This window comes from Alteromonas sp. 4NS20-0143 (assembly GCF_057542855.1).
Map to the genome: position 1 here is coordinate 1 of NZ_BAAJLR010000009.1, position 13,140 is coordinate 13,140.

Here is a 13,140-nt window from a genome sequence, read left to right on the forward strand (position 1 = left end):
TGCATCGGTGGTACCTGACAGGGTCGGCGTAGTGTCATTGTCGGTAGCTATGGTGTCGATAGTGATCGACGGCGCAGTGGTATCAATTTCACCTGTGGTATCAGCGGTGGCGGTATTGCCTGCTTCATCCGTAACGCTGGTGTTAACCGCAAACTCACCTTCAGATAATTCGGCAGGTACATTAACGCTATATGTGCCGTCTGCTTGCACGATAGCGGTCACGGTTTGCGTGTTGCCCGCGCTGTCAGTAATGATTAGCGTAACTGTGCTGCCGGGGGCGGCATCGGTGGTACCTGAAAGGGTCGGCGTGGTGTCGTTGTCAGTAGCTATCGCGTCAATAGTAATTGACGGTGCTGTGGTATCAATCTCGCCAGTGGTATCGGCGGTGGCGGTATTGCCTGCTTCATCCGTAACGCTTGCGTTAACAGTGAATTCGCCTTCTGCTAATTCAGCCGGTACGTCTGCGCTGTAGGTACCGTCTGCCTGCACAATAGCCGTAACAGTTTGTGTGTTGCCCGCGCTGTCAGTAATGGTTAGCGTAACCGTGCTGCCAGGGGCGGCATCGGTGGTACCTGAAAGGGTCGGCGTAGTGTCATTGTCGGTAGCTATTGCGTTGATGGTGATTGTGGGCGCGGTGGTATCAATTTCGCCTGTGGTATCGGCGGTGGCGGTATTCCCGGCGTCGTCAGTCACACTAGCATTAACCGTAAATTCGCCCTCGGCTAATTCAGCCGGCACGTCTGCGCTGTAGGTACCGTCCGCTTGCACAATGACCGTAACCGTTTGCGTAATGCCCGCGCTGTCAGTAATGGTTAGCGTAACTGTGCTGCCAGGGGCGGCATCGGTGGTACCTGACAGGGTCGGCGTGGTGTCATTGTCGGTAGCTATTGCGTTGATGGTGATTGTGGGCGCGGTGGTATCAATTTCGCCTGTGGTATCGGCGGTTGCCGTATTACCAGTTGGCTCGAGTACCGTTGCATCAACGATGAAGTCGCCGTCCGCTAAAGCGTCGGTCACTTCAACGCTAAAAGTACCGTCACGTTGCACAACTGCGGTAACTGTTTGAACGTTTCCAGCGCTATCAGTAACAATCATTGTCACCGTGCTGCCAGGAATGGCAGAAGTAATTCCGGAAATAGTGGGTGTGGTGTCGCTGGTTAATCCAATTGGATTTAATGAAACGGATATATCCTGAGCCTGTTCGCCTACTCCTGAGAACTCAGTTGGAATGGCTTCATCATTAGGGTTCGTATTCTGATCAAATTGAAAGCTTACAGGATCGACGTCTTCATTAATGCGCTCTACGCGCACAAAGTTGCTACCTCCACCAGTCCCGCCTTCAAGCCCTGCGGCTGTAGCTTCTAACGACTCTAAAATGTCGCCTTCACCGGCAAGTAATTCCAAAAAGTCGGTGTCACCTTGCGAGCTATTATCAACGCCTGTGACACCGTCAAGCAACGCAGACAGCGTATCTATATTCTCTTCATAGACCGCAAATTCGTCGTCTGAGTTGGCGTCGCTGAAGTCGAGTTGCAAAGGGAAGGTAATACTTTGGCCCGCAGGAAGCGGATGTAGCTCATTATCAATACTTACAGTCACTAGCGTATCAGGCGATATGGTTAACATATCGCCTTCAGCTATTGTTAACCCCGATGTTGCTGTTATTTTTTCACCAGTTTCACTGCGAACTAACGTCGCTTTTCCGTCTACCTTTGCAATGCTCACTTCTGCCATACATCTCTCCAGACACTAGTTTTTTGCTTTGTCATAAAGGTAGCAGGGCTTTTTCATTTCGTTACTGGACTGTAGTACGGGTAACGTCTATACATTGGTATAAGGAATTGTTGCGAACCGCTTAAAACAGCTTTGATTTATTAGCAATTAGGCTAATTTGCACCAAACTGACTTGCTTCAACGTCATTTCGCGCTATCTTTTGACCAATCAACTGGCACTAAAGTCGCTAATGTCGTAAAAGGTGAGCTATCGTGAAATTACAAAACTACATTTTATTCGCAACGATATTCGGGACTCTAAGCGCTTGCTTACCTCACGTGGCCATTGCTCAAAATAGCAGCGCTAAAAACGTAGACGCTAGTTTAGAGCATTACGTACACAAAGTAGTTAATGAAAACCCCGAGGTGCAAGCGACTTGGCGACAACTTCAAGTTGCAATGTCAGACGTAGACATTGCTCGTGGAGGGTTTCGACCTAGAGTCGACGTTTTAGCAACAAGTGCCTATAACGACAGAAACTACGGCTTAGACCGTGAGTTTATGGGGCATTCTGCTGAAATAGCACTTACTCAAATGCTCTATGACGGATTCCTAACGAGCAGTGAAGTAAAACGCTTCAAACAAGCACAAGTCGTTCGCTTTTTTGAATTATTAAGCGAAATTGAGCAAAAATCTTTAGATACTTCGCTTGCTTACATGGACGTACAGTTGTTCAGGAAGCTTCTTTCATTATCTGAAGAAAATCTAATTACTCACGTAACGGTATTTAAACAAATTGAAGAAAGCGTAGAGGCTGGCGTAGGACGTCGCGCTGATTTAGAACAGATAAGCGGTCGACTTTCACTCGCTGAGTCCAACGTTTTGACAGAGCTATCTAATTTACATGATGTCACCGCTCGTTTTCTCAGACTTGTTGGAGAAAAACCAGCAGATAACTTAAAAGTTGTCACTTTAAATTCTGCTTATGTCGATGCAAAAACAACCAACATAGATACACTTCTCACCAGCGCGTATGACACCAACCCTCAGTTTAATGCTGCAATTTACAATATAGACGCTCAGCGCTACGCGGTAGACAGTGCAAAAAGCCTTTATCATCCGCAGATTGATTTATCCGCGAGTTATGGCGCGCAAACTCGCGACTTAGCGGCATTGAACAATACAATCACTGAAGCAAGAGTGGGCATAAACTTTTCTTATAATTTGTACAACGGTGGTTCCGATAGAGCCGCTATCCGTCAAGCACTATCTCAAGTCGACTTAGCTAAGGATTTGCGCGACAAAGCCTGCATCGACATGAGACAAACTGTACAAATAGCCTACAATGATATAATCAATATCACTGAGCAACTACCGTCGCTAAATGCGCATCGTATTTCCTCAGACAGAGTAAGGACGGCTTATATGGACCAATTCACTATAGGCGAGCGCTCTCTGCTAGACCTCCTTGACTCTGAAAACGAATATTACGAATCTAGCAGAGCATATATTGAGGCGCGATACTCTCTCGATAAAGCACGGGTAAGATTGCTTGCGGCTTCAGGTAGTTTGGCAAAAACGCTTGGTATAACGAAAGAACAGGTTCCTGATATGTTAAGTAAAGCCGAAGAGAAAATTAGCTACGACCCTAAATTTGCCTGCCCTGTGGTACGTACTGACTTTACGGACGAGCTAAATATTCTAAAACGCGACGCCGACGGTGATGGCATTGTTGATTTATGGGATGACTGTGTTGACTCTTCGCACACTGGGAAAGTTAATGCGGTTGGCTGTAAAGAAATAGAACCTAAGCCTAGCGCCGCAGACTTTACACTGGACAATGCTAAGGTCATCGACTCCTTTAAAATAAATATAGAGTTTTCATCTAACTCCACAGACGTATTACCAGAATATAAAAACGCACTTAAAGAGGTCATTAACGCACTAAATGCGAACCCAGATTCAGGGGTAATCATTCATGGTCATGCCTCTTTAGATGGCGATTCAACATATAACCAGCGTTTATCCGAACGAAGAGCCAAGGCTGTTGCATCGCTTTTGATGTCAAACGGTCACATTCCCCCCCGCAGAATTACCGCAGTTGGCTATGGTGAAGAGCGCCCGCTTATAGATGAAGAATCGGTAACAGCCAATGCGCGTAATCGCAGAATCGAGGCGGCGATCATCCAGCTTCCTCCTATCGAATAGTTAGGCGACAGACCTGTATGGCAGATAAAAAGGACGTAGATGATGTAACTTATTTAGAGCACCAAGGCGGTGCCTTGATGAATTGTTTAATGACAATCTGCCGTGCCCACCATTTGGATGTATCCCGTGTCAGCCTGCTTAGTGGACTTCCGCTAGACCATGGAGAACTCTCTCCTACCGGCTTTGAACGTGCCGCAAAACGAGCAGGGCTTGCTAGTAGAACAGTTAAACGAAACCTAAACCAAATTAATACAGCGATTCTTCCTGCCGTCTTAGTGCTCGATGAAAAACAAGCCTGCGTTTTACATGGGTTAAGCCAAACTCATGCAAAGGTCTCTTATCCTGAACTCGATAGCGCTGTTGTTGAAGTGCCTAGAGAAGAATTGAACGAAAGGTACACTGGCTACATTATCTTCGCTCGGCCCGAGATGCAGTCGCGAGACACAAATGCCCAAATAGACAAGTCATCGGTAGGGCACTGGTTATGGTCTTCTATAAAAACAGCAAAAGGCCTATATCGAGATGTGCTTCTAGCCTCTGTTTTTATCAGCCTGCTTTCTATTGCTTTACCTTTATTCGTTATGAATGTGTACGACAGAGTTGTCCCAAACGCTGCCCTTGAAACACTGTGGGCTCTGGCAGTTGGCGTGTTAATTGTTTTAGCTGCCGATTTCCTATTGCGCGTACTTCGTCAGTATTTTGTAGAGCTAGCAGCAAGTCGATTAGATGTGACGCTCTCGGCAAAAATCATGGAAAAAGTCCTGTCGATAAACCTCGCTAACAAACCCGCTAAAAGCGGCTCTTTCATTAACAGCCTTCAGTCTTTTGAGAGTATTAGGCAGTTCTTTGGTTCTGTCACTTTAGTGGCACTGGTTGATTTACCTTTCGGATTACTGTTTGTGGTCATTATCGCCATGATCGATTTCTATCTGATTATTCCAATACTTATTGGCGCCACCGTGCTTTTTCTTTATGCGATGAAGGCGCAGAAGGTAATGCGTTCTCTTTCCGAAGAATCGATGGAAATTAGCTCTCGTAAAAGCTCGCTTGTGACTGAAAGCGTAACCTCGTTAGAGGACGTTAAAGCGTTTGGGTACCAGAGTCGCTACCAAAGTGCCTGGGAGAAGCAAACCATCTTTCTTGCCAAAGTGAACGCAAAACTTCGCCTAGTTTCTATGTCGGTAAATAACGCAGCGCTTTGGATCCAGCAATCGGTGGGTGTAACCATTATTTTAACTGGCGTTTATCTCATTATTGAAGGAGTTATCACCCAAGGTGGATTAATTGCAGCTTATCTTCTATCAAGTCGCGCCATGGGCCCAGTGTCGCAAGCTGCTGCTCTATTAGCTCAGTTTTACCACGCTGAAACTGCCAAAAATGCGTTAGACGAAATAATGGCAATGCCTAGCGAACTCGGTAGCAATAATCAAATAAATAGCAATGTGATTCTGAAAGGAAATATAGAAGCAAACCAACTATGTTTTAAATACCCAGACGAAAGTGTACTTGCACTCAAAGATATCAACTTTTCGCTTAAGCAAGGAGAGCACGTTGCTATTTTGGGAAAAAATGGCTGCGGAAAATCCACGCTTAATAAGCTTATTATGGGATTTTATCGACCCGAATCTGGTCAGCTTTTAATGGATGGTATTGATTTACAACAGTACCATCCAACGCTGCTTCGCAAACAAATTGGTTATGTTCCTCAAGAGGTGAGTCTTTTTTATGGAACATTAAAAGACAACATAATGCCAGACAATTTACACATAGAAGATTGTGACTTTTGGGACATATTAACCCGGTGTGGCTTAACAAGTTTAGTCAACAGCAGTGCTAGTGGGGTTGAGCAAATCGTTGGCGAACGTGGCTGCTTACTTTCAGGCGGCCAACGCCAAGCCGTTGCGTTGGCTAGAGCCCTTGTGCGTAATCCATCTATATACATTATGGATGAACCTACATCGGCCATGGATTCTACCAACGAAGCGCAAATGAAGGAAACCATCAAAGCTGCGACCGCAGGTAAAACACTGATCATCAATACTCATCGTACAACCTTACTCGATTTGGTAGAGCGTGTAATTGTTGTTGAGAATGGAAGAATCATTGCCGATGGCAAAAAAGAAGACGTACTTGTGCAGTTTAAAAAGCCATCCCAACCGCTTAAAAGGGGGCAATGATCTTGAAAAGTGTTGGTGAGAAAAAAGATTGGCTTCAAAGGCTAATGCGCGGCTGGCTCGCGCCACCTCCCGGACAAGACTGGGTATTGGAAGCAGAGTGGTCTCGCATCATGCAAACGCCAGTAAAGGCGCGAGGGCTTCTTTACCTTGTTTCTATCGTTCTCTTTTTGCTTATTGTTTGGGCTTACTTTGCTGAAATTGATGAAGTCGCTAAAGGGGATGGCAAAGTGATACCGTCTCAACAACTGCAAGTATTACAGTCGTACGATGGCGGAATTGTCCAAAACATATTAGTAACTGAAGGGGAAACTGTAGAAGCAGGGCAAGTTCTGTTGAGAGTTGACCCTACGCGATTTCTATCAAGTCTTGAAGAGAATACCACGCAATTTGCAGCGCTAGCTGCAAAAGTACAGCGATTATCGGCTCTCACGCAAGGGAGCACTCTGCGCTTCAATAGTGAGCTGCTTGGAAAAGCCCCTGAAATTGCGAAAAACGAGCGAAGACTATATAACTCAAACCTCGCTGAGCTTGATGAAGTCGCTGCAGGTTCAGATTCGCGAATAACACAGCGGCGACAAGACGTTGAGGAAGAACGTGCCAGTCTATCTCAGTATAAAAGCATGCTGTTATTATCTAAAAAAGAGCTTACCGTTACAAAACCATTGCTTGCATCAGGCGCGGTGTCAGAAATTGAAATCCTTCGTTTAGAGCGTCAGATTGTAGAGCTAGAAGGTAATATCACCAAATCTAAAGTAGCCATTGAACGCGGCCTCAACGCTATAGAGGAGGTCATAATTGCTAAAGAAGAAAGCCGCTTAAAACTTATTAACCGCTGGAATCAAGAATTAACCGATGCAACGGCTGAAATGGCTACGTTGCAACAGTCTCAAACCGGGTTGGAAGACGTAGTATCCCAGGCTGATATTAAATCACCAATAAACGGAACGGTGCAACGACTGCTTATTAATACTGTGGGTGGTGTTATCACCCCGGGTAGTGAGGTCGTTGAGCTTATACCGCAAGATGATAAGTTAATTGTTGAGGCAAAAGTATCACCCAAAGACATTGCATTTATTAGAGAGGGCCTACCGGCAATCTTGAAGTTCAGCGCATACGACTTTTCTATTTATGGTGGGATGTCAGCTGAAGTTCAGCACATTAGCGCAGATGCAATTACTAATGACAAAGACGAAACCTACTACCTTATCAGACTAGAAACAAAAAAGAGCGTCGCTGATGAATCATGGACAATCCTACCAGGAATGGTCGTTCAGGTAGACATACTGACCGGAAAGAAAACCGTTCTAAATTTTATTTTGTCACCGCTGTTCAATGTTACCTCATCGGCACTGCGAGAACGTTAGATGAGACACTATATAGCTGAAGAAAATATGCAAAGTGCGGCCACTCAATTTTCGTGGCAGAGTTATCGCGACATTTCGCAGCTTGAATGTACTGAAAGCGACTTTATTTGGCTTTTAACGACAGATGAAAACTGGTCTAAAAAGCTGGCGGAAGCAAAGCAAAAAGTAGGTTCAGTAGTACTGCTCACTTATAAGTACGATCGTATAGAAATGCAAACTGCGTTGCGTTTAGGGGCCAAAGCCTATTGCCATGCTCTTGCAACGCAATCGCTTCTTTCATCAGTGGCGCGTGTAGTCAACGCTGGTGGGATTTGGCTGCCGAACGAATTGTTAGCAGCGCTTACGTCTGACGTTGCCGTTAGAATGAACCCAAAGCCCGCTTTAAACGGAATTACCAACAGAGAAAAAGATGTTTTGAGCGGTATTTTAAATGGGCTTAGTAATAAAGAAATAGCTAGAGAATTTGGAATTACCGAAAGAACTGTGAAAGAGCACGTAGGCTCAATCCTCAACAAATTCGATTCTAAAGACAGGATTAATTTATTGCTTCATTTAGGGGAGTTTAGTCATCTAAAAGGTGCTCTATAACTTCTATATGAGACACTATTCCATCGATCCCGAGTTCTGTAAACAGCTGTTGCTGATCCGAGCGTTTCACGCCATCTGCATAAACCTTGATACCAAATGTATGAGCCAGTGAACAGAAGCCGCGTAAGAAAGCATGATTGGCTAGGTTGTTCTCTATATCAGCCATGAAACCAGAATCAATTTTTACGTAGTCTAAACCCAACTCTTGAACGTTAATGAGCTGAGAAAAAGACTCGCCGACGCGCTTCAACCCTACGCCACATTCCTTCACTTTTAGCGTATTGCAAAAAAGTTTGAACGCGTCGGGGAAGCGCGTAGCAGTAGACTCCCTAACCTCGAAACACAGTTGCTTAGCTGCGTTTGGATTAGCATTTAATTGATAGTACAGCTGCGCTAAAATTTCGTTATCTAATAAAAACTGTTCTGAACACAAAAAGGCGTATTTTGATTGGGAGTTAGTAGAATTTATATACTTAATCAAAAAAGTAATCGTTGTCAGCTCGAGCTGTGGGAGTAATCCAAGGTAGCGCGCCCAATGAGTGTAGTATCCACTTTGGCGAAGCTCTCCATCTATATTGACCCCGGCCCAACTTTGAAAATGAATTACTTTCCTGTCCATATTTAAAACTGGGTAGTTAAACGTCTCAACCTTTGAGTGAGTTATTGCCGAGGTCAGCACCTCTACCCATGCTTTTTCTTCTTCCGACGACTCGTTACGCATTACAGCGCTATCGATGTAAGGAAATGCCAATTCTGTGGATTGCGCTTCGTTCAACATAGTGTCGGCCCGCATAAGCACGCTTGAAAAAGTATCGTCAGCGCGCAGCTTTACCACAGACTGAAATATTTCAGGGTCATTTTGATTACAAAATATTTCTGTGCAGACATTATAAAGGGCATAAGCAATAATACTCGCATCATGAGTTTCAGTGAGTAAAACTACGAACTCATTTTTTTGCAGCCTTGCAACGCGGCTGTCGGAAAAGCTATGGTGATTAACTTGAAGGGTTTTATCAATAGCACTCGCCAGTTGCCTCAGTCGCCTTTTCCTCTCTGTAGCCGGTATACGCAAAAAGCCCTGCTCTTCTGTAAACCGGATTAGAAAAATACAATTTGTGCCTTGAATGTCTCTAAATGCCAATTGTCCTTTAAGAGTTGAGATAAAATAGTCTCTATTCGCAAGACCACTTTCATCGTCAAACTGAGTTTTATAACGCATTAGGTCTAGTCGATTATTTTCCTCTTCCATTACCTTTTTTGACTTTTCTGCTAAAAAGTTCATAGCGTTCACAACCCGTTTAAGCTCAAGGGTTCTCGGCACCTTTAGTTTAATGAATCGCAAATCTTGAAATGCTTCTGCTTGATACACAACATTATCAAGGGGTCGCAATATCATGCGTAAAAGCCAGCCTCCTGTAGAGCCTGCCAGCAGTGCTATAAGTAAAATACCAATGGCCAATCGGTATGTCGCTCTCCACATTGACGCAAGGGTGAAGCTAATATCAGATTCAACAAAAACAGTGCCATATTGCCCCCAACCTTCACTTATTTGCGCGACACCAGGGCTAACATTGGGTGAGAAAAATGTCGCAAACCAGCGCGGTGTATCTGTAGTATTCTGAATAGGTTGGCGGTAGTCGGATATTGTGTCGCCATTGGCATCTTTAAGTGTAATTCTTGCGTAATGCCCAAGGTCGAACTGCGACATGACAAATAAATCGAGAGATGTGGGATCCTTATCTAATCGACTCAATGTAAGCGCAAGCATAGTCGCGTTATCGATGTTTTTCGCGTAAAGCTGCTCTTCAACATACTGCTTTGTTGTTGCACCGTAAATACTTACGCTGGCGACAATTGTTATGAAAAAAATTGCGACGATTGCGAGCCATAACTCTTTAATAATCGACATAGGCTTTATGACCTTCTGCTAATACCTTCTTGCTTCATTCGCTCAATAACATCGCGCCATTTTGATAGACGACTGGTTGAACTTGACACCTGACTTACCTGACCCGGTTGCCATATGCCTGAGTCATTAAAACTAAAAACAGGGACAAGATCTGTTCGTTGAGATCCAGGTAATACACTTGAGATAAGGCTATCTAAAACCAATGGGTCTGAAGATGGCATATCGTAATAGCCCAGTACCATGTGCGCCTGAGTAATCCGACTCCTGCCAATTTTGGCTTTGACGTATATGAGCCTAAGCTTGTCTCTATCTATGCCCAAGTGTAGCAGAGCAACGTACTTTGCAATTGCGAAATCTTCACAGTCACCCTTTGAATGACCGATAAGCTCGGCAGGGGTAGCCCAGTAGTCTTGTTCGTTGAATATGTCAGCATCGAGCGCATATTCAATATGTTTATCAAAAAATGTATTTACGCCGATTAGTTTTTCTTCGTCGCTTTTATTTTTTAGCAATAAAAGTGTTTCTGCTAACGCATCGACAACAAACGCTCTTTCATCACCAAACTTATTTTTGACTTCCTGCTCGAACGTCGAAAATTCTATATGCAAAGGATTTGATAGGTGCTGAGCAACGACTAGCAACGCGACAATGAGCGAGCAAAATAGCGTAAATCTAGTGATTGTCATATGCAGTGTGCTTTTCAAAATGCAGCATTTATAGACAGTAAGCGGAGTCGCCTAGTACTACTTATAGGAATATCATAGGTATAGCACGAGTACACTGAGAAACCAATGCATATACTGAGAAGTGCTTAACCCATAAAAAAGGCAGAGTTTTACACTCTGCCTTCAACTATATTCACTGCGTTAAGCGCCGGTGAAGTGGATTCTACATATTCAACGAGGCCTAGTTACTCGCTACCATAATCGTTTTGATATTCACAAATTCACGAATACCATAACCGCCGTGCTCTCGACCATAACCACTGTCTTTTACACCACCGAAGGGTAAGTTAGGCTGGGCGAGTGAATAGCCGTTGATATTTACCATACCGGTATCAAACTCATTTTTAGCAAGTGCAATGGCGTTATCTGTATCGGTACTAAAAATACCGCCGCCAAGTCCATAGCGCGAATCGTTCGCAATTTCCATGGCTTGCTTATCGTCACGGGCACGAATTAGTGAGGCTACTGGGCCAAACAATTCGTCATCATAGGCTGGCATACCAGGCGATACGTTTTCTAATACCGTCACTGGGTAAAAGTAGCCAGCTGCATCAGGCACTTCGCCACCTAAAGATAGGGTTGCACCCGCATCTAAAGACTCTTTAACTTGGTCATGCAATTCGTCACGTAAATCTTCACGAGCCATGGGCCCTAAGTCTGTCCCTTCTTTTGAAGGGTCACCTACCGTTAGCTTTTTACACTGCGCAACAAATTTATCTCTAAATTCATCGTATACACTATCTGAAATGACAAAACGTTTTGCTGCCACACAGGTTTCACCGTTATTAATCACTCGGCCTTTAATGCACATTTCCACTGCATTATCGATATCGGCATCAGCCAATACGATGAAGGCGTCATTACTGCCTAATTCCATTACCGTCTTTTTCGATTCGCCTGCAGCTTCTTTCGCCACCTGCTTACCAACGCTGTCACTTCCGGTAAAGGTCACACCACGAACATGCTTATGTTTTATCAGTCCACTTGCTGTGCTGCCGTCGATCATCAGCGATTGGTACACATTTTTTGGAAAGCCTGCATCTTCGTAAAGTTGCTGAATAGCTTGTGCCATACCAAACACGTTTTGCGCATGTTTAAGCACGGTTGTGTTACCGGCCATAATGTTCGATGCGCTATAACGTATCACTTGATATAGCGGGAAGTTCCAAGGCTGAATACCTAAGATAACGCCCGTGGGCTGATACGTAATAATAGCTTTACCGCCTTCATATACACGCGCTTCATCTTCTAAAAATGATGCGCCATGTTCGGCGGTATATCGACAAATCTCGGCACAAAGCTGTACTTCTTGCTTGCCCTGTTCCGCTACTTTACCCATTTCAAGCGTCATTAACATAGCAAGGTCGTCGATGCGTTCTTCCATCAAATCCGCTAAGTTATTAAAAATTTCGGCTCGCGCACCAAAGGAAGTTTTCTTCCAATTTAGATAAGCTTCATGAGAGCGTGTTACCGCTTGTTCGGCATCTTCCACTGATATCAATTGATAATGATCAAGTTGCTCACCAGTAGTCGGGTTATACGTCTTAATTGTCTCGCTCATTGTCAAACTCCTTGTTCTGTTGATGAACTAGGTAGTGCAACTACAACGCCAACAAGTATAAAATAAAAATAAACTTTTAAATTCAATAACTTAAATTCATAAATTACGCTCCAGCCTATAAAGCAATAAGAATAAATATTGGGAAAAGATTACGAGTAAAGGTAAAGATTTCAGAAAATTGATGTAAATACGCTTACGATTAAGCATACATAGAAGGGGAAACTGCCTTTTAGTTATCTTAGCGTTCAGACCTTTGCGCTGTATTTTCGCAAAGGCCTTTTACAGCAAAGTGAAAATTAGGGGTGCACACGTTTTTTTGTACGTAGAGGAAAAAGAAACGACTAAGGCTAATCGGTGTAGAGGTCGGGAAAGTGAAATTTTGCCATTGCCAGGGTAAGCGCCACTTCATAAACACTTTGGCGGGTAGCGTGATTCAGCGTAAGCAGACCAATGGCACCGCCTTTTTGCTTTACATTTACAGTATCAAACAAGGCATCCATTACCGGGCCGAGCTCTTCCCCGCGCTGTAGTGCTTGAAACACCGCTACAGGAAGGGGCAAACTTGCACTTCGCGTAACCGACCAATGCCCCTCGTGGTAAATAGCCACATACGCAAAGGTTGCGGGGCCATCTTCAAACACATCCACACCGCCCTCTATGGCGACATACCATGAATCTGGAAAGCCACCTTCATGCAGGCTCAGCATGGCTTTCACTCTGTTGATAGCACCCTCACGGGTTTCTGCTTCAGACATGGGCTGCTCAGCCACGCCACTTTCTACCGATATACCCTCAGCATCAAAATCATGCTCTAACGTGTCAGATAAGGTATTAAGCGCAGCGTTGATCTTTACCGGGTTTTTAGACCCTACGTAAATGGTGTCAGGAATCATGC

9 protein-coding genes are annotated in these 13,140 nt (G+C 44.4%); 4 read left to right on the plus strand and 5 right to left on the minus strand.

What is annotated here, in order from left to right; translation table 11 throughout:
• Positions 1–1,734, minus strand: a 1,734-nt coding sequence (locus tag AC27HD_RS15825) for an Ig-like domain-containing protein (protein WP_487107044.1), incomplete at its 3' end; no start/stop codon positions are given.
• 252 nt (positions 1,735–1,986) lie between these two features.
• Here AC27HD_RS15825 and AC27HD_RS15830 point away from each other — a divergent pair.
• The 4 genes from AC27HD_RS15830 (at position 1,987) to AC27HD_RS15845 (ending at position 8,050) form a co-directional block, all read left to right on the plus strand.
• On the plus strand, positions 1,987–3,921 hold the full coding sequence (locus tag AC27HD_RS15830) for a TolC family outer membrane protein (protein WP_487107046.1): 1,935 nt from the start codon (positions 1,987–1,989) through the stop codon (positions 3,919–3,921).
• 77 nt (positions 3,922–3,998) lie between these two features.
• Positions 3,999–6,098: a type I secretion system permease/ATPase gene (locus AC27HD_RS15835; RefSeq protein ID WP_487107206.1), complete on the plus strand. Its 2,100-nt coding sequence runs from the start codon at positions 3,999–4,001 to the stop codon at positions 6,096–6,098.
• On the plus strand, positions 6,095–7,462 hold the full coding sequence (locus tag AC27HD_RS15840) for an HlyD family type I secretion periplasmic adaptor subunit (protein ID WP_487107048.1): 1,368 nt from the start codon (positions 6,095–6,097) through the stop codon (positions 7,460–7,462). Before AC27HD_RS15835 ends, AC27HD_RS15840 begins: the two co-directional genes overlap by 4 nt.
• The gene (locus AC27HD_RS15845) at positions 7,463–8,050 is read left to right on the plus strand and encodes a response regulator transcription factor (protein ID WP_032095327.1); all 588 of its coding nucleotides are present in this window, start codon (positions 7,463–7,465) and stop codon (positions 8,048–8,050) included.
• On the opposite strand, the gene AC27HD_RS15850 is transcribed toward AC27HD_RS15845, so the two are convergent.
• The 4 genes from AC27HD_RS15850 to yjjX all read right to left on the minus strand — a co-directional run bounded on the left by AC27HD_RS15850 (position 8,025) and on the right by yjjX (position 13,138).
• Positions 8,025–9,959 carry a bifunctional diguanylate cyclase/phosphodiesterase gene (locus AC27HD_RS15850; protein ID WP_032095326.1) on the minus strand — a complete coding sequence of 645 codons (1,935 nt, stop codon included), beginning with the start codon at positions 9,957–9,959 and terminating at the stop codon, positions 8,025–8,027. The genes AC27HD_RS15845 and AC27HD_RS15850 overlap by 26 nt on opposite strands.
• Before the next feature lie 5 nt (positions 9,960–9,964).
• On the minus strand, positions 9,965–10,645 hold the full coding sequence (locus AC27HD_RS15855) for a transglutaminase-like cysteine peptidase (RefSeq protein ID WP_487107051.1): 681 nt from the start codon (positions 10,643–10,645) through the stop codon (positions 9,965–9,967).
• A gap of 220 nt (positions 10,646–10,865) precedes the next feature.
• Positions 10,866–12,245, minus strand: coding sequence for an NAD-dependent succinate-semialdehyde dehydrogenase (locus tag AC27HD_RS15860; RefSeq protein WP_487107053.1), 1,380 nt, complete (start codon positions 12,243–12,245; stop codon positions 10,866–10,868).
• A gap of 347 nt (positions 12,246–12,592) precedes the next feature.
• The gene (gene yjjX / locus AC27HD_RS15865; protein ID WP_032095323.1) at positions 12,593–13,138 is read right to left on the minus strand and encodes an inosine/xanthosine triphosphatase; all 546 of its coding nucleotides are present in this window, start codon (positions 13,136–13,138) and stop codon (positions 12,593–12,595) included.
• Between the last annotated feature and the right edge of the window lie 2 nt (positions 13,139–13,140).